This is a genomic window from Gordonia sp. UBA7860 (assembly GCF_002500165.1).
Lineage (GTDB): Bacteria > Actinomycetota > Actinomycetes > Mycobacteriales > Mycobacteriaceae > Gordonia > Gordonia sputi.
Genome location: NZ_DLSO01000031.1, coordinates 62,877 through 80,576 on the forward strand (window position 1 = coordinate 62,877; position 17,700 = coordinate 80,576).

The window sequence follows — 17,700 nt, forward strand, 5'->3', positions numbered from 1 at the left end:
TGCCGCACGCGCGTACGCGCCGACGCAAAAGCCCGAGCCGGTGTCGCCCGACGACCGCCGGTCGCGCGGCGGATCGTCTGCTCCCCCGCGACGTCCGGATCGTGGTCAGACCGCAGCCCCCGCGTCGCCAGCTCGACGCCGCATGCCGAAGTTCCGTCGACCGAAGCTCGGCCGACCCAGACGCATCGGCAGGATCATCCTGATCATCCTGCTCGTGATCGTCCTCGGGTCGCTGGGACTGTTCTTCTACTACGACAGCAAACTGCACCGCGTCGACGCTCTGCCCGGTTACGCTGGCCGTCCCTCCGACACCCCCGGCACAACCTGGCTGATCGTCGGCAGCGACTCCCGCGAGGGATTGACCCAGCAGCAGAAGGACAATCTCGCGACCGGCGACAGCGACGGGTCACGCACCGACACCATCATGCTCGCGTACAAGCCCCCCAGCGGTAAGGCCACGCTGATCAGCATCCCGCGCGACCTCTACGTCCCGATCCCCGGTCAGGGCAGCTACAAGATCAACGCGGCCTACAACTTCGGCGGTCCGCAACTGCTGGCGAAAACCATAGAGCAACTCACCGGCATCCGGATCGACCACTACGCCGAGATCGGCTTCGGCGGGTTCGACACCCTCGTCGACGCTGTCGGCGGCGTGAACATCTGCATCGACCAATCGCTCCACGACCCCAAGGCGGGACTCAACCTGACCAAGGGGTGTCACGATCTCAACGGGCAACAGGCGCTCGGTTTGGTCCGCACCCGAGCATTCCCCAACGCCGACCTCGAGCGCGTCGTCAATCAGCGAAAGTTCTTGTCGGCCTTGATGTCGAAGGCCACCAGCCCAGGCGTGCTGCTCAACCCGTTCCGCCTGTTCCCGTTCATCAGCGGTGCGGTCGACGGCTTGACCGTCGACAACTCGACGCACCTGTGGAACCTGGGCATGCTCGGGTGGTGGCTCAGCGATGATCCGATCACCACGACCACACCGACCGGCGGTCCGGAACAGACCGACGACGGCGACTCACTTGCCGTGGGAGACAACACCAAACAATTCTTCGACGCCATCCGCTCGGGCCAGCAGATACCGAAGGACCTGCTGTCCGATCAGGGCGGCGCGATCGGGTGATCGGGTGATCTCGCACGATCACACCTGGGGACCGGCTGGTTGTTGGTCGGCCACTCCGACCCGATCGAAATTAGGACTGCGCCGTCCGCCGCTCGAACCCCGCGCAAGGCCTTTCGCGCGACCGCTCAAGATCGCTGGCCACAGAGCGCAAGATTTTGTACTCGGACTTCAACATCCCGACGGGCTCATCCCTTTGGAAGTGCACCTCCCGGCTCGAAGCCCTCGATTGGCTGAAGCACTGTCATTGCCCCGACAGTGTCTGCACGTCCGGCACGCTGGCCCAGTCACCTACTTTCGATTCTCCGCGCTCGCCACATGCGTCCATTCCCAACCGGCCGACTTCGGCACGGATATTCGCACTCCAGCGCTCACCCTGGGTCACGCAACTGCGATTCAGCGCCCTCAGGAGACACCACTGTATTGTCGGGTCCGAACCCCGACATTGCGAGGCCAAACGTGACGGTCAACAACAACCAGGTGCCTACCGTACCCCCATGGCTGGGTGGCGGTACTCACGTCCCGCCACCTTCGATCGACGACGACGACGTCAACCAATCAGACACTGAGCAATACCAGCAGTCGCGTTCCGGTGGCGAGGAATCTGATGTCCGGGCAACCGTAGGTCCGGTGGTGCCGCCGACGCCGAACGTGCCCATACCACCCCCCGGCCAGCATCCGACAGTTCCTGAGGCCACGTCTGCGCTACCGCAAACGCCGCCAATTCCCTCGTGGGTCCCGCTGCCAACAACCACGGAGCGTCGGCCACCTACTGATCCGACTCACGCAGTGCCACCTCAATCACTGCCACCACACGCCGGCCCCCCGTTTGCCGCACTTCAACAAGGGCCGCCCCAACAGACCCCACCCGAGCAAGGCCAACCGCAGGGTGTACCCCATCAGTTCGGGGCCCCCACAGGATTCGGTGTCCCAACAGCATTCGGGGCCCCCACAGGATTCGGAGCGCCGCACTTCGGCGGACCCGTTGCGCCGCAGGATCAGTACGCACCCGGACTCGACTCCGGCATGCTCCTCCGCAAGGCACGTCGACCACCGCGATCGGGCTGGCGACGCACGGTGCACCGCATCTCCGGAGGCACGATCAGCCCCAGCGAGTCGCGCGCAACGGTGTATCACGACGAATTGGTCAGGCAGCTCAATGCTCCGGTCCACGGAGACTTCCGGATCGCGGTGCTGTCACTCAAGGGAGGCGTCGGAAAGACAACCACCACAGTGGGTCTCGGCTCGACGTTCGCCAGTCTGCGAGGCGATCGCGTGATCGCCGTCGATGCCAACCCCGACCTCGGGACGCTGTCACAGCGTGTTCCGCAGCAGACATCGTCGACGGTGCAAGACGTTCTCCTCGACGAGCAGATCCACCGCTACTCCGATGTCCGACGACACACGTCACAGTCTGCGAGTCGACTGGAAGTCCTTGCCTCCGAACGTGATCCGGCCACCGCAGAGACGTTCGACGAGCAGGACTACCGCACGGTGATTCAGGTTCTCGAGCGCTTCTACAACATCATCCTCACCGACTGCGGAACAGGACTGTCGCATTCGGCGATGGACGGCGTCCTCGACCTCGCGCACTCGTTGATCATCGTCTCGACGGCCGCCCTCGACGGTGCACGCAGCGCCAGCGCGACCCTCGACTGGCTAGAAGCGCACGGCTACGGCCACCTGGTGTCACGGGCGATTGTCGTCCTGAGCGGACCCCGACGTGGCAGCGCCAGCATCGATCTCACCCAACTGGCGCAACACTTCCTCGCACGAACCCGTGCCGTGCAGGTGATCCCGTTCGACGACCACCTGTCCGAGGGTGCAGAGGTCGATCTTGATCTCCTTGCCAAGTCGACGCGGCGCGCGTTCGTCGAATTGGCCGCAACTGTCGCTGAGGATTTCGCTCTTCTCGGCGACCACCGTCGTCGTGACTACGTTGATCCGCGGTCAGCACAGCCCTGGCAGCAGTAACGACATCCGAACGCGCGCTATGGCTCCACGGTCGTGTTGACGCGGAGATACTGTGCGAGCTGTGTGCGACCACGGTTGAGCCTGGATTTCACCGTCTGCACGCCGACGCCCTGATGCTCGGCGATGTCGGCGTAACTGAAGTCACCGAACTCGCGCAGAACGACGGCCTCACGAATATCGTCGGAAAGTTGTTGCAGCGCATCGCGTAACGCATCGCGCAGCGCGATTTGCTCGTCGAACCGAGGGGCCGAGTCATCGGCGTCGAGCGTCACCGGCGCCTCGGGATCGCTGAAGTCGGTGAGCGTGGTGTTCGCCTTACGCTTGCGGATCAACGCGAGCGCATTGTTGGCTGCGATCCGGTGCATCCAGGTGGAGAATCTCGCCTCGCCGCGGAACTTGTCGAGGTTGCGCCACGCGGCGAGCAGCGTCGCCTGGAGCGCGTCCTCGGCGTCGTGCTGGTTCCCGCAGATCTGCAAGCAGACGGCCCAGATCTGGTTGCGATGGGCGTTGACCAGATCCGCGAAGGCGCGTTGGTCGCCGTCGCGGGCAGCCATCACGAGTGCCGCTTCGTCCACAGATGCTCTCGATCAATCACACGCCTGCGCACCGGTGACGGGTGCCACCGGTGCGCAGACTACGTACGTTGTCCAGTACTTTGCTCATTGCGCTTGCTTCCCGCGCGTCATGCTTGTCGGTCGATTCACAGGTGGTAGTCGCCCCCGTCGTGATGTCCACTACCACCGTCGTGATCGCCGTAATCGTGGTCGGCGAGGTCGACGTCGTGGCCGGTCGAATCGTCGTGCTGCAACGTCGGATCGTCGTCGTGCAGGACCGCGGGATCGGCCGACACCGCACCGCCGTCGTTGTGGCCATCGCCGTTGTCGTGGCCGCCGTCGTTGTGACCGTCGTGGTTCTGGCCGTCTTCGTGATAGATGCCGTCCTCGACGACAACGCCGTCGTCAGCCGGCACGACGGGCTCGTCGTCCATGTCGGGGACGGTGCTGTCGTCGGCCGGGGCGTCGGACTCGAATGCTGCGTACAGCGCGTGCTCGAACACTCCCGGCGGAGGGGCCTGCACGTCGTCGGGCGAGATGCCCAGCGCAGTCAGGATGGAGTCGTCCTCAGCGCTCATCCGTGTCTCCTTCGTTCGTAGCGGGCGGCTGTTTGTTCGACTGCGCGCCGGCTTTCTCGGTTAGATGCTGCCAGGTGCGTGTCAGGCGCGGTAGGCCGACATCGATGACACCGCCGATGCGATCACCACGACGTAAAGCACGATCGAGAGCACGAACAGTACCGCGAACGCGATCAACGAGTACTTTCCGAGCTTCTTCGCCTGGTCGGACGCGTGCTGCGCGCCGACGCGGTCGCCAGAGAGCCAGAGCGTCGCGACACTGCCCGCATTGCTGAATGACGCGAAGGCCAGCGGCCAGAAGAAGAGCAGCGCCGCGGCCGCCCAACCCATGTTCGACGGCGGGCACGACGTCGACGGGTTCTCCTGCAGCGATGGGCGCTGCACGGAAGCCGCATTCAGGTCACGACCCGATGGCCGCATCACGGTGGTGCGGCCGTCGAGTCCGGCCTGGGTTGCGCCACGGTAAGCGGGCATCGGCTGGTTCTGGCTGGGGTACATCGCGTCTCGTCAGATCGTTCGGCGCGCTTCTCGCACCGTCAGAGATTGGATGCGCCGACACCCTCCGAATGTGCCGCGCGGCGTCGAAAACCTTCTGTGAGGTAGGTCACTCGGGTCGTTATCGTTTCAACTGGAGCTTCGACGCCGTGTACGCGATCAGAAGCACGCCGAGCAACGCGAGCGCACTCGTAGTCAGGAGCGCATTGCCGAATGCGGGCTCCCAGAGGTGCGCCCCACGTGTCTGTGGGGCCAGCGGGGCGACTGACGGCAGGTCCACCGCCATCGCCGATGCTGCGTACCCCCAGTACGACGGGAAGAGCCACGCGAGCTGCGACAGACCCGGCGCGCTGAGCCGAAAGAGCCCGCCGCAGAACACAAGTTGCGAGATGACGAGGATGACCAACGGCGGCATCGTCTGTTCGTTGGATTTCACCGCGGCCGAAATGGCAAGTCCGACAACCGTACTCAGACAGGCGATGAGCGCGACCGCGCCGAGCAACTCGACCGGCGCCGCTCCGACGACACCTCCGGACGGCAGCCCCTTGCCCAGATAGCAGATCACCACCATCACCACCGATTGCGCGATCGCCACGCCGAAGTAGACGCCGATCTTGGCGGTCAGGTACGAGCCGGGTCGAAGTCCCACTGCGCGTTCACGTTCGAAGATGTCGCGTTCACCGACGAGATCGCGGACGGTCAGCGCCATTCCCATGAAGCAGGCACCGATCACCAGGATGACGAGGACCTGAAGCGATTCGCCCGCGGTGTCTTGCGCCGTGTTGACGCCGAAACCGGCACTGCCGGGGATCACCAACGTCAGCAGCCCCAATACGACCGGCATCACCACGAGAAAGGCGAGGTAACCGGGATCGGCAAGGATCAGTCGCAGTTGCCGCCGCGCTATCGTGCTCGCCTGGCGCTGCGCACTGGTCTGGGGAGGCGTCCGCACGACCCGCGTGCTCGACGTCGAACGTTGTCGATGCGAGACGTGTCCGTCGGTCCGTGCGAGGTGCCTGCGGTGGGCATCGTCGGGATGGCTTGCGACGTAGGCAAATATCTCGGCCCAGTCGCTGCTCCCCATTGCCGGCGTGACCTCGGCAGGACGTCCGCAGAACGCCGTCTTGCCGCCGGGTGCCAGCAACAACACCTGATCACACATGGCGAGGTGGGTCAGCGAATGCGTGACGACGATGACCGTGCGCCCGGCGTCGGCGAGCCGCCGCAGCGTGGCCATGACCTGCCTGTCGAGCGCAGGATCGAGACCCGACGTCGGCTCGTCGAGGATGAGAAGTGAAGGGCCGGTGAGCAATTCCATCGCCACCGACGCACGTTTGCGCTGGCCACCCGACAACGCGTCGACGCGGGTGTCGAGGTGCTCGGACAGTTGGAGTTCGCCGAGCACCCCCGCGATCACGCGGTCACGCTCGGATTCGGGAAGGTCCTCGGGGAGCCGAAGCTCGGCGGCAAACCGAAGTGCCTGCCGCAGAGTCAGTTTGCGGTGCAGCACGTCGTGTTGGGGCACCATGCCGATGCGGGTGCGCAGGGACTCGTACTCGGCGTGGACGTCGTGTCCGTCGAACAACACCCGGCCCGACGTCGGAGCGGTCAGGCCGGCGACGATCTTCGACAGTGTCGACTTGCCCGCGCCGGATGGGCCGACGAGTGCTGTCAACGTGCCCGGCCGGGCGACGAGATCGACGTCGTGGAGGAGTTCTTTGGTGCGGTCGACGACGAGTCCGATGCCCTCGACCTGCAGGCCGCCCCCAGAAGCGTTGTGGTCGGAAGCGTAGGGCCCGGAAGCGTTTTCGGCTGCGACGAGACCGCTGTGGCTGACGACGAGGTCGGTGTTACCGACGGTAACGGTGTCGCCGTCGGTGACTGCCACTCGCCCGATCCGGTGTCCGTTGACGAATGTGCCGTTGACACTGCCGAGATCCTCGAGATGCAGCGCGCCGGACCCGCTGATGAGGCGGGCGTGGTGTCGGGAGACGAGCACGTCGTCGACGACGAGGTTGTTCGTAGGGGCACGTCCGACGAGTGTCACTGCTCGCGTGTCGGTGAACGGGTCATGCTGGATGTCTTCGGTCGCGAGCGGGGCGTCGAATCTGGCAGACGCACAGGCTTCCCACTCAGGTGGCAACGGCGCCGATACTTCGGCGGCGAGCGCAACGACGAGAATCGGCGCCGACACCGGAGGCCCCAGATGTACCGCTGCCGTCGAGGTGATCGGGAGATCAACCACCGCGGCACCCGACGAGACGAGCGTTGCCCCGTCGACACTCACGAGATGCCATGTGTCGTCACGCCATTCGATCACGAGATGGTGTTCGCGCACATCCCGGTGGTCGACGACGATGTCGTTGTCGAGGGCCGATCCCACTGCGATCCGCGTCGTGTCACCGAGCGCGTACACACGCGATTCGACGCTCACGCTGCCGCGCATCGGAACAGTGGTTGTCATCGAATGTCCGCCTTCTGCATGGGTGAACGACGCGCACGCGCCACGACGAACGCCGGGCGGCTGCCCCCGCGATCTGCGTTGGGGCTGCCGCCCGGTGTTGTTCGAACGTTGGTGGTCCGTCGATTTCGACGGTCAATCAGACTGCAGGACAAGCAGACTGATAGTCGATCAGACGGAAACGTCTCCGTGCTGATCGTCGTGCGCACCGTGGTCGTCGTAAGAATGCGAATCGGTGCCGTACGTCTCGTGCGAGTCGTCGTGTGCCGACGGATCGGTGGTGCCGTCCGGGCCACCGTAGATGTAGCTCACGGTGTCGGCGTTGCCGTCACCATCCGTGTCGGAAAGCACGGTGTCGGGAACGCCGTCGTGGTCGACGTCGAGGACCGTGGTGTCGAATTTGCCGTCGTGATCGGTGTCGATGAGCTTGACGTCGGGGGTGCCGTCCTGGTTCAGATCCAGCGTGGCGCTCGTGACGTTGCCGTGGGTGTCGAGGGTGTCGACCTCACGGACCTCGCCACGCTCGTCGAGGATCGAGCGCAGGTCGGCGTGTCCGTCGCCATCGGTATCGGATTCGACGATCGTGGTGCCGTCCTCGCCGGCGTAGGCAACCGTATCCACCTTGCCGTCATGGTTGGCGTCACCCTCGACCAGCGTGACGTTGCCCGCGTTGTCGAGGTAGGCGTTGAGGTGATTTCCCGCATCGTCGGTGAGGTGGACGACGTCGGCGTTGCCGTCACCGTCGGTGTCGACAGCTGAATCAACGTGCAGGCCATTCTCCGACTCAGCGGGAGTCTGCTGGGGCGCTGCGGCCTCGGTCGGCGCGGCGGCCTGGGTCGGCGCGGCGGCCTGGGTCGGTGCCTGGGCCTCGGTCGGTGCGGCGGCTTCGGTCGGCGCTGCTGCCTCGGTCGGTGCTGCTGCTTCAGTCGGCCCTGCTGCCTCGGTCGGTGCTGCGGCGGGAGCCGGTTCCGAAGGCGACGAGGTGTCGGAGTGCGCATCCGCGGGGCTCGCAGGGGTCGTGGCGTCGGACGTCTCGGCGTCAGACTTCTCGGCGTACGGCTCTTCCGAGGTGATGTTCGGCGTGGCGTCCCGCTCCGAATTCGATTCGGGGACCTGGGTTTCCGTCGGTGCGGAGGAGTCAGCCGGCTGCGTAGCCGAGTCCTGGGCACCCGAATCCTGGGCACCCGAGTCCTGGGTACCCAAGTTCAGCTCGTCGGCGGTGACCGTTCCGGCAGGCTTGCCGTTCTCGGTGAAGGTCACGTCGCCGTTGTCGCCGATGACCGCGTCGATCTTGTTTCCGGCGTCGTCGTGCATGTGGACCGTCTCGGGCACACCGTCGTGGTTGGTGTCTTCGACGGAGTCGGTGGTGATGTTGCCCTCGACGTTCAGGCCTGCGAGCTTCGGATCGGGTGTGCCGGTCATGTCACGACTTCTTTCTCTCGTGCCCGTCATCGGGCGGGCTTGCTTGTGCGTTCAGGGATTGGATGCGACCGGATGCGTGGAATGTTCCGCGTTCTAGGAAATCAATCCGGAGCGACTCAGAAATGTCTTGCCGTCGTCGATCGACGCGAGCCCGAATATGGTCATCCCCAGGTTGTTGGACGTGTTCGCATAGGTCGCGGTGGCGGACTTGGTGGCAGTGTCGTCGGCGATTTCCGCTGCGGACACGCGCGCAGAGTCCTCCACAAGGGTTCCCTTGCCGTTGCTGAGGGTTCCGTTCCGCAGCGACGTGATGGTGCTCTGCACCTTGGTCGAGTCGGAGTAGAAGCTGATGAACCCGTCGATTCCCCCGTAGGACTGCGTCGCAAAGAACGACGCCAACGACCCGTCCTTCTTGATGTTGCACATCAAGGTGAGCGCACCGCTCTGGGTGAAGTCGCTCTTGCGGCAATCCTCGACGCCGTCCTGCAATGCGGACGGCAGCAGGTTGTAGAGCTGCTTCTCATCGGTGATGATCGCACTACCATTCGCCGCTGTCTGCGCGGCGGCCGTCGAGCTTCCGGCCGCCTGATTCGGGTCGTCATCTCCGCTACTACGGTTCACGAGGGCGATACCGCCGATCACGATGCCGATCAACGCAACGACCGCCACACCGATCAGTGCGAGTCGACCCCACTTCCGTCCACCCGACGACGCCGGTGTCGGCGACGGTGTCGGCGCAACGCGTTGCTGTCCCGGCGGTGCCTGTGATGCACCGGACTGGTAGCGCCCGCCCGGCGCCTGCTGCGTGGCCGGTGTCATCAGCTCCGCGGCTGTGGGAGCAGCCGGCCGCTCACGGGTGTCGACACCGCGATCACCGACCGCCGTCACCAATGCACCCTGTGCCACAACGGTTTTCGGGTCGTCGAGCGTGGCTACCGGTCCGACCTCACCGAGCCGCTGCTGGATCAGCGGGATCCGCGACGACCCACCTGTCAGATACAGGGCGGTCAACTGCTCCGGATGCGTGATCCCTGCGTCGAGCAGTGTTGCCCTGGTCAGACGCAAGGCCTGCTCGGCCGCCGGGGCGATCAACTCGTCGAATTCGTCGCGGGTGATCTGTAGGGTTTGGCGGCCCTGCGGGGTGTTGTTGATCGTGATGGTCGCTGACGGCGCTTCGGACAGCAGCTCTTTGGCGCTTCGGATGGACTCCTGCAGGCTCTGCACGACGTCGACCGGCGCACGTCGACGCAGCCACTCGACCAACTCGGGGTCGCGATCGGCGAGGCGCTGCTCCACCCATCGCTGAATCAGCGCATCGATGTTCTTGCCGCCGAGGCCGTTGTCACCGCGGGCGGCGATCACCTGGAAGGCGTTCGGTCCGGTCACGGTGAGCACAGCGATGTCGAGGGTGCCGCCGCCGAAGTCGAAGACCGCGATCCGCGCACCCGGCTGCATGGCATGGGAGCGGCTGTAATGGGCTGCCGCAGCGCGGGGTTCGGAAATAGTGCTGATCCGTGAGCCGTCGATTCCCGCGCGCATCGCCGCCTCGACGAGCACTCCGACCTGCTGCGGGGCCCACGCCTCGGGGTGGGTCAAGACGACCTGCGTCGGCAACTGCCCCGCGTGTGCTGCCTTGCCACGCGAGATGATCGCCGACATCACCGCGGCGACCGGCAACGCCGATGGCATCGTGTAGCCGGCGATCACCGTCGTCGGAGCACCGGTGATCAGTCGCTTGGGCGAAGCGACGAAACCGGTCGGATTCTGCTGCGCGAGGTTGCGCGCGGGCTCACCGACGGAAATCCGGTCGGGGGCCGCGACATACACACTCGACGGCATCAGATTGCTCGTATGCGAGAGCGACAGCGTCTCGATGCTTCCGCTTGTCGCACCCGAATGCGCGGCAGCGGAATTCGACGTACCGAAGTCGATGGCGAGAATCCAGGTCGGTGACATATGCGTGTGGGTGTCCTGTGTGCTGCTCGTGAGCCGGTTGCTCATCTGGGGGCGGTCGGGGTGGTCAACGGGGTGTAACTGCGGATCAGGGTGACGAGTGCCGCATCCTCGGCCGCCGAGCTCGTGGCGAGCGAACGCTGATGCGCCATCGCCAGACGACGCTGCGCCTCTGCGGCCACCGCATGCGCCGGTGCCGATGGGGGTAGCCCGACCTGGCCGGCTACCGACGTTGCACGAAGGATGGTGTGCAATTCCTCGGTGACCGCCGCGTTCGGGTCGGTACGCAGCATGCGCTGGTAGTCCTCGAGCACGGTGACCAGATGCAACTCCGGTGCGTTGCGAAGTCCCATCGTGAGCGTCCGGATGTGGTCGCGCGCCGGATGGGTGAAAGCCAACTGATCAAGTCGGGCAAGGATACGGTGTGCCCGATGCAGAACCGCATACCGGGCTGTCGACGTGGTCAACGCGCCACGCAATTGGTCGATGCCCGACAGCGAGGTCAACCACGAATTGAGCTCCGCGGCTCCGCGCGCGGCGATCTGGCGGCCGTTGAGAACGTCGTACTCCCCGAGCAGACCGAGCAGTCGCGCGCGCACCTGCGGCGACAATTCGCTTCGGACGTCGTCGTTGTCGAAGGTGCGCACCACGTCGAGTCTGGACAACGGCGCAAGGCGGGCCAACGCCGACGCGAGGTCTTCGGTCAGCATGCCGGTGTGGCTGGTTTGGGCCATGAGCCCGGAGATCGGCACGACGTCGCTGACCGTCTCCGACAGTTGCTTTGCCAGAACGCGAGCGTGGTCGGCGGCGTGGGGAATCGGGTCGCGCCGTCCGAGTGCGCCCTCGCCGAACGAATCGGCTCGCGACAGCACCCCGAGCATGTTGAGCGGGGTGAACGGCAGCTGGGAGAGGAACTCGATCTCGTCTGTGCGTGGCGCGGCGTCGAACAGGAAGACCGCGGCGTCGGCGTCGACAGACGCCGTGCGCGTCTGCTCGAATCCGTCGATCACCGCACGTCGTGTGGCCGTGTCGTTTTCGGTTGTCAGCGTCGACAATCCAGGCGTGTCGATGAGTGTGAGCTGCCGCAACGACGCCGACGGCATCCACCGCTCGACGAACTGGATCTCCGCCGACCGCAGCGGTAGCTCGACCGGCTGATGGGCCGCGACGGCGACGCGGTGGCGCCGGCCGTCGACTCCGACGATCTCGGCGCGCGACGGGCTGCCGTCGGAGTAGACGGTGACAACGTTGGTGGCCTCGAGGGCGGCGGTCTCCGCAACGGGCGCCCCGATCAGCGCGTTGACCAGCGTCGACTTGCCTGCTTTCAAGCGTCCGACAATGACAACTCGGGGCGGCGACCACAGGATGGTGCCGATCGAGTTGGCGTGGGAGACGAGGTCGCCACCGAGACCGGCGAGTTGTCGCAGACCGCGATCGAGAGCGGCATGCACCGGATCGTTGCCGGAGGACGCGGTCATCGTTTCACCTGCGCAAGGTACTTGTCGGCCGACGCGATCCGCTTGTCGACGACCTCGAGGTTCGACGTCAGGCGGGCCACGGTCTTCTCCCGCGATGCGGCGTCGGATTGCGCTGTCTTCTGGACCTCGTTGATGGTGTTCTGCAGCGTCTCGATGTTCTCGCGCAGATAGTTTCGGTAGCGGATGACGATCTCGGGTCGCGACTGCGCAACGGCACTGTCGAGGAGGCGTCCGGTTGCGGCCTTGGTCGCGCCGATGGTCTCCCGCAGCCAGGTCAGCAGGTTCGCCTTGCCGGCCCGGATCGCACGGAAACCCAGGTTCACTCCGACCCACACCGTGCCGACCACGACGCCGACACCCATCAGGGCGCTCAGTCCGAGTATCCCGCCGAGCGTCGAGGAGCCGACAACACCCATGGTCAGCAGCGTCGGATCGAGCAGACCATGCCGCTTGCTCGCAACCTGATGGGTCTCGATCCGCTTGTCCTGCATGGATTCGACGATCTGTGCGCGCAGTTCCTCCCACACGGTGGGGTCGTCGGCGAATCGGGGGGCAACCACGGTGTCGTGGAGTCGCTGCAGGAACTCCGCGAGTGTCTGCGCCATCGCCAATTGGAGATCGGCGTGCATGTCCGCGGTGAACTTCTGTTCGCTGCGGCGCAGCACCTGCATGCCGTGCTTGTTGACGTACAGCGTCCACTTGTCGCGTACGTCGTCGAGGCGTCGTTCGAGACCGTCGACCGCCTGCTGTCGCAGCAACGTGAGGTCACGGGCGAGGTACTGCTCCCACTCCCGCGCCTGCTCCTGCAGATCGGTGAGTCTGTCGCGCTCAGCGGTGAGGTCGGGTAGCGCTTTGGCGCCAGCCTGCACGGCGTCGAGTTCGCGAGAAATCTTGGCGCGCAACACTTTCAAACCTTCGAGGCAGGTGCGCACGGCGTCGACCTCCGGCAGGTCGGCTGCGGTGTCGAGTCGTCGGGTGAGTTCGGAGCGCAACGTCGCGATGCCACTCTCGTACTCCAGCCGCTCCCGCTCTGTGGGGTCGACGAGCTCGGTCGACAGCGACGCGAGAAGGCTCGACACCCCGAAAACCGGGAACGGACGGCCGATCTCGCGGGTCAGGAGGCGCTCATTCTCGCTGACGATCTCTCGCCAGCGTCGAAGATTCTTGTCGGTTTTCGTCACCACCACGACGACCGAGTCGACCGTCGACGACGCCTCGCGGACGAACTCCATCTCCGGGGCCGTCAGCGGCGACGACGCGTCGCACACCAGCACCAGCACACACGCCTGCTGGGCCGACTGCGTAGCCAGTTTGGCCAACCCGACGTCGAGTCCACCGACTCATGGCCGACGCGTCGCCGGTAGCGGACTTCCGCTCCGTCGCGCTCCGCGCCTGTGTAGCCATTCCCTCGTCCCCGTAACCCGATCCGTGTACGCGCCGCACACATTCGCCACGGCGCCGCATTGTCGGTACACCACTGCCGATCAAAACCAATCTGCGGCCCGACAGGGCGTGTGTCTAACGTCCCGTCGGCGACGCTGTGCCATCTAGACGACGTGAATGACGCGGACATGCTTCATATGAACGTCGTGTAATAGCCTGCTGAGCGAACTGAATGAACGGTCGCGGCCACGCTGGCCCGAGTGCGCACCACCTGAGAGGGCGAGTAACACGATGAGAGGTAATCGGCGAGGACCCAAGACGCTGCTGGCGAGCGGATTCGCTACGGTTGTTCTGCTGAGCGGATGTTCCGTCGACGGCAACGCCGTCAGCGACTCCGACCCCGCAGCGAACGCGGTCATCGACGTCAAGTCTCTCGACACCGGCAAGTACCCGACCGAACCTCGGAAACCATTCGGTGAGGCCACCGGAGACCAGGTCGTCACCTACGACGCGCAGCGTATGGCGCAGTACATCGTCGCGCCGTTCGAGATCGACGCCGACCTCACCGACATGGGTTTGCCTACCCAGGTTCTCTACAGCACCACCAATCTGCGAGTGGTTGTCGGAGACGACGTCGCAAATGTGAAAGCCAACGACGCGATCCTCTACGGTTACGTCGTTTCGGCCTCTACCCCCGACGAGACCATCCGGGCCGGAACGAAACGTGAACTGAACAACTTCGTCACCCGCTATCTGACCGCCGCCGATGCCACTGCTGCGGCGAATCAGATGGCCGACGCCTACCTCAAGCGCCCGAAGGCCACCACGGTTCGTCCGGACGGAATGTCGGGGAGTCGCGTCATCTCCCTTCCCGGAAACACCGACGGCACCGACGCGTTGGTCTCCATCACCGCGCACAACACCTACGTGCTCTACACCTACTACCAGACGACAGACGCGCAGAAGGACAAGCTGGAGCCGGCCATCAAGAAGGCCGTCGACCTTCAAAGCGCGCTGATCGACCAGTTCCCGGCCACCCCGACCAAGGCTGAACGGGAGGCGCGCAATCAGCCGAAGAAGGTGCTGATGATGGACCAGAACCACATTCTGATCTATGCGTTGCCCTACACCGACCAGGAGATCAAGGACGCAAAGGTCAAGACGCCCAATCCGGGTAACGTCCGGGCCGTCTACGGACCGCGATCGATGTCGTTCTTCTCCTCGGATCCAGCGACCGACTTCCGCCTGCTGAACGAGGTCGGATCGACTGCCAACGCGATGGATAGGGGCACCGTCTACCGGGCGAAGACCCCCGAAGGCGCGAAGAAGATCATGGACACCTTCGAGAATTCCAATCGCGCGCGCGGAATGAAGACTGTGCCCGCACCACGCAACCTGCCTGCAGCACGGTGCATGAGTGAGGTCACCCAGAACATCACTGGCTACTGGTGTGAGGTCAGCTACGGCCGGTACGTGGCCGAACTCGTCGGCACCGATCCCAAGGACGTGTACCAACAGACGGCTGCACAGTACGTGATCCTGACGAAGGCCGACCAGAAGGCGAACTGACCGGTCAGCGGATCGTCACCTGGCGGGTGCGCAGGCCATCTCGTGAGCTGCGCTCGTCGATGGTCAGATCACTTGTGTCAGTGAGTGCTTCGGAGAGCCAGGCGTCGAACTGATCGAGACCGGGGTACCACTCTTCGTGGTGCATCTCGTTGTCGAGGTCGAAGACGGGCACCAACAGTCCGTGTGTACGGAACGAGCCGGCGAACCGCGAGCCCTCACCGAGCGTGAGGTGCCCGGCCGCGTGTAGGCGTGCCAGCGCGTTCATCAGTACGTCCTCGGCTTCTGGTCGCACCCACCGCAGATGTGCGCGATCGCCCGCGTCGACCCACCACGGAGCGCCGACGCCGCTCTTGGGGTGCAGCCTTGCCGTCGGCAGCACTGTGTCGCTGGCGCGTTCGACCATCGGGGCGATCTCTGCGGGCACCTCCGCGCCATCGGGGAACCACCAGGAGAAGTCGTCGTAGACGATGATGTCCAGCGGCGCATCGGCTTTCAGGACGTCGGCGAGTGTGCCGTCGAACTCGGGAGCCGGACCCTCGTACTCGTCGCCGAGCTGCGCGTGTGCGGCCCACGAAATAGACTGGGCGAGAGCTGAGTTCACGTCAGCCGGATCGGGATCGGTCTGTGTTGCCGCGACTCCCTGTGGCGCGGTGCGGAATTCGCGAACCACCGCGGGGATGGCACCGGGCAGGATTGTTGCCAGCAGTACTTCGTTGCGCTCGCCCGGTTGGGGGGCGGGACGGGGCGCGTCGTCGGGCATCACCGACGTGGGTTCGGGCCATGTCGGCCCTGGCTCGATGAGGTCGAGTACCGCTGTCGCGGAACTGACGAACGACCGCAGTGCCACCAGATCGCATTCGGCCGCGAGGCCCGCGAACGGACGGGGTGAGGGCTCGAGTGTCGCTGCGGCGCGGGCCTTTCGCGCGGCAACGCGCTCTGCTCGGTTACTCCCGGGACGCGGACCGGATCCTCGTTTGCTCTTCTTGGCCATGAGTCCACCCTCTCACGTCGGGGGTCAGTCGACGGTCACCAGCCAGTCACGGACCTTGGCCGGCCGGTTGGTGGCGACCCAACGCACACCGAGGTCTGCGCAGAGTTGCACGTCGGCCTGCTCGTCGACCGTCCAGCAGTACGTGACGCGGCCCGCGGCTGCGGCCTTGTCGACGATGTCGGGGTGCATGCGCAGCGTCTCGACCGACGGACCGATTCCGGTCGCACCGACCGCGGTCGCCGCAGAACCGCCCAGGACCCGGGCCGTATCGCCAAGCAGGATCGTCGGCAGCATGGGCGCGTGACGTCGAATCCGCCACACGCCCGCCGACGAGAACGAGATGACGACGGCGCGACTGTGATCGGCCGACGGCGGTGTCGCAACACTGAATTCGTGCAGCATCTCGAGGAGCTTCTGCTCAACGAGGCTCCCGAAACGGACAGGGTGCTTGGTCTCGATGAACAACCGCACGGGACGTCGCCAATCGAGGGTCAACGTGAGCAACTCGCGCAGCGTGAGTACCGACGCGGGCGCGTCGGCGTCGTGCCAGCTGCCGAAGTCGAGCTCACGAAGCTCCGCGAGCGTCATCTCGCTGACCACTCCGGAGCCGTTCGACGTGCGGTCGACGGTCCGGTCGTGGATGCAGACGAGTTGATGGTCGGCGGTGAGCCGGACGTCGCATTCGAGACCGTCGGCGCCCTGGTCGAGCGCCAGCTCATATGCGGCGAGGGTGTGCTCGGGCGCCTGCGACGACGCGCCCCGATGTGCGACGACGGCGGGTTTACCCGACCGCGACACCTTCTCGACGGTGCTCACGCGACCGCCACCCACCGCTTCTTGACGACGGGCTCAACGGCGACGAGGACGTTCGGCAGGTGCCGCGACGCCCAGAACGCGAACGCCGCCGAGACCGCTGCACTGATGGTGATCAACGCGAGGGCGTCGGCGCCGGTCTGGATCGAGCCGGAAGCCAGCGAGACCGTCCAGGTGATCGCCGCCCAGATCGCCAGGGCGTTGACGATCGCCCACGCGACCCAGAGGCGGTCGAGCGCCGCGCGTGTGATGCCGGCGACTCCCCGTTCGCGCCAATTGTCGGCCGCCGCGTTCGCGGCCTCGTGCAGCAGCAGCGGAGCCCCGACCACGTTGACGACCGGGATACCGGCCAAGACGATGATCTGCCAGAGCGGGCGCGGATCGCGGCGTCCGCGGTGTCGGTAGGCGTGTTCGCGCACCGCGATCAGCCACCGCACAGCGGCGACGAGGGCGCCGATGACGGAGATCAGCGCGACGAGTCCGCCGAGGATGACCAGCGCGGCGCTCGCGACGATCAACCACGACGGCAGCGGGGTGCCCCGGTTGATCACCAGCAGGATGTAGCGGAGGAGGTGGACGACGGCCGACGCCGCGAGGGCTCCGGCGCACATCACGAGCGCACTTCGCAGTGTCTCGGACGCGCGCTCGGCAGGAGCGTCGAGCCGATGCTCGTCGATGGGATCGTCGCGTAGTCCCCAGCGCGGCAGGTAGGTGTAGCGAGGGATCAGCCGCGGGCCGCGATATACCTGCTGTCGACGCTGCGGAAACGATTCGGGTGGTCGCCGTGCCACCCAGCGCACGTTGCGGCTGCGGTACATACGAGGCGCCTGCGTCTGTTGTGGACGCGGCAGCGGGGCGGGGCGCGGTGCCACGCGGCGGATGACAGGTGGCCCGGTGGGAGGCCCG

At 65.5% G+C, this 17,700-nt stretch carries 14 protein-coding genes; 3 read left to right on the forward strand and 11 right to left on the reverse strand.

Going from position 1 to position 17,700, the window contains the following annotated elements; all coding sequences use genetic code 11:
* Both B3T59_RS04880 and B3T59_RS04885 read left to right on the forward strand, forming a co-directional pair.
* Positions 1 to 1,126: LCP family protein (locus B3T59_RS04880; protein WP_287001608.1), on the forward strand; the 1,126-nt coding region annotated here is incomplete at its 5' end.
* A 477-nt stretch (positions 1,127 to 1,603) separates the two neighbouring features.
* On the forward strand, positions 1,604 to 3,097 hold the full coding sequence (locus B3T59_RS04885) for a MinD/ParA family ATP-binding protein (RefSeq protein ID WP_414652006.1): 1,494 nt from the start codon (positions 1,604 to 1,606) through the stop codon (positions 3,095 to 3,097).
* A gap of 17 nt (positions 3,098 to 3,114) precedes the next feature.
* Here the strand turns inward: B3T59_RS04885 and B3T59_RS04890 are convergent, their stop codons facing one another.
* From B3T59_RS04890 to B3T59_RS04925, 8 genes are all read right to left on the reverse strand, one after another.
* Positions 3,115 to 3,672: an RNA polymerase sigma factor gene (locus B3T59_RS04890; protein WP_005206179.1), complete on the reverse strand. Its 558-nt coding sequence runs from the start codon at positions 3,670 to 3,672 to the stop codon at positions 3,115 to 3,117.
* A gap of 125 nt (positions 3,673 to 3,797) precedes the next feature.
* Positions 3,798 to 4,229: a hypothetical protein gene (locus B3T59_RS04895; protein ID WP_005206178.1), complete on the reverse strand. Its 432-nt coding sequence runs from the start codon at positions 4,227 to 4,229 to the stop codon at positions 3,798 to 3,800.
* Positions 4,230 to 4,310: 81 nt separating this feature from the next.
* Entirely contained in the window at positions 4,311 to 4,727 is a 417-nt protein-coding gene (locus tag B3T59_RS04900; RefSeq protein WP_005206176.1) for a CD225/dispanin family protein, read from the reverse strand.
* 118 nt (positions 4,728 to 4,845) lie between these two features.
* Positions 4,846 to 7,188, reverse strand: coding sequence for an ATP-binding cassette domain-containing protein (locus B3T59_RS04905; protein WP_287001609.1), 2,343 nt, complete (start codon positions 7,186 to 7,188; stop codon positions 4,846 to 4,848).
* 168 nt (positions 7,189 to 7,356) lie between these two features.
* Positions 7,357 to 8,607, reverse strand: a complete 1,251-nt coding sequence (locus B3T59_RS04910; RefSeq protein WP_287001610.1) for a hypothetical protein — start codon at positions 8,605 to 8,607, stop codon at positions 7,357 to 7,359.
* A gap of 93 nt (positions 8,608 to 8,700) precedes the next feature.
* Positions 8,701 to 10,608: an Hsp70 family protein gene (locus B3T59_RS04915; RefSeq protein ID WP_287001611.1), complete on the reverse strand. Its 1,908-nt coding sequence runs from the start codon at positions 10,606 to 10,608 to the stop codon at positions 8,701 to 8,703.
* Entirely contained in the window at positions 10,605 to 12,038 is a 1,434-nt protein-coding gene (locus B3T59_RS04920) for a GTPase (protein WP_287001612.1), read from the reverse strand. The genes B3T59_RS04915 and B3T59_RS04920 overlap by 4 nt, the downstream gene beginning before the upstream one ends.
* Positions 12,035 to 13,357, reverse strand: coding sequence for a hypothetical protein (locus B3T59_RS04925; protein ID WP_251721549.1), 1,323 nt, complete (start codon positions 13,355 to 13,357; stop codon positions 12,035 to 12,037). The genes B3T59_RS04920 and B3T59_RS04925 overlap by 4 nt, the downstream gene beginning before the upstream one ends.
* A 355-nt stretch (positions 13,358 to 13,712) precedes the next feature.
* Here B3T59_RS04925 and B3T59_RS04930 point away from each other — a divergent pair, with 355 nt between their 5' ends.
* Complete coding sequence (locus B3T59_RS04930) at positions 13,713 to 14,990, forward strand: DUF7373 family lipoprotein (protein ID WP_287001613.1); 1,278 nt, start codon at positions 13,713 to 13,715, stop codon at positions 14,988 to 14,990.
* 4 nt (positions 14,991 to 14,994) lie between these two features.
* On the opposite strand, the gene B3T59_RS04935 is transcribed toward B3T59_RS04930, so the two are convergent.
* From B3T59_RS04935 to B3T59_RS04945, 3 genes are read right to left on the reverse strand one after another with little or no spacing between them, the layout of a single operon-like run.
* The gene (locus B3T59_RS04935) at positions 14,995 to 15,981 is read right to left on the reverse strand and encodes a DUF5926 family protein (RefSeq protein WP_064904717.1); all 987 of its coding nucleotides are present in this window, start codon (positions 15,979 to 15,981) and stop codon (positions 14,995 to 14,997) included.
* Between the two features lie 24 nt (positions 15,982 to 16,005).
* A complete protein-coding gene (locus B3T59_RS04940; protein ID WP_064904751.1) occupies positions 16,006 to 16,797 on the reverse strand; it encodes a glycerophosphodiester phosphodiesterase in 792 nt (263 codons plus the stop codon).
* A complete protein-coding gene (locus tag B3T59_RS04945) occupies positions 16,794 to 17,666 on the reverse strand; it encodes a DUF4328 domain-containing protein (RefSeq protein WP_313318497.1) in 873 nt (290 codons plus the stop codon). Before B3T59_RS04945 ends, B3T59_RS04940 begins: the two co-directional genes overlap by 4 nt.
* Between the last annotated feature and the right edge of the window lie 34 nt (positions 17,667 to 17,700).

Bases quoted from the DNA above. Each gene is read 5' to 3' on its own strand.
- B3T59_RS04915 (WP_287001611.1), bottom strand. From the start codon at position 10,608: ATGAGCAACCGGCTCACGAGCAGCACACAGGACACCCACACGCATATG.
- B3T59_RS04930 (WP_287001613.1), top strand. From the start codon at position 13,713: ATGAGAGGTAATCGGCGAGGACCCAAGACGCTGCTGGCGAGCGGATTC.
- B3T59_RS04920 (WP_287001612.1), bottom strand. From the start codon at position 12,038: ATGACCGCGTCCTCCGGCAACGATCCGGTGCATGCCGCTCTCGATCGC.
- B3T59_RS04910 (WP_287001610.1), bottom strand. From the start codon at position 8,607: ATGACCGGCACACCCGATCCGAAGCTCGCAGGCCTGAACGTCGAGGGC.
- B3T59_RS04895 (WP_005206178.1), bottom strand. From the start codon at position 4,229: ATGAGCGCTGAGGACGACTCCATCCTGACTGCGCTGGGCATCTCGCCC.
- B3T59_RS04905 (WP_287001609.1), bottom strand. From the start codon at position 7,188: ATGACAACCACTGTTCCGATGCGCGGCAGCGTGAGCGTCGAATCGCGT.
- B3T59_RS04900 (WP_005206176.1), bottom strand. From the start codon at position 4,727: ATGTACCCCAGCCAGAACCAGCCGATGCCCGCTTACCGTGGCGCAACC.
- B3T59_RS04935 (WP_064904717.1), bottom strand. From the start codon at position 15,981: ATGGCCAAGAAGAGCAAACGAGGATCCGGTCCGCGTCCCGGGAGTAAC.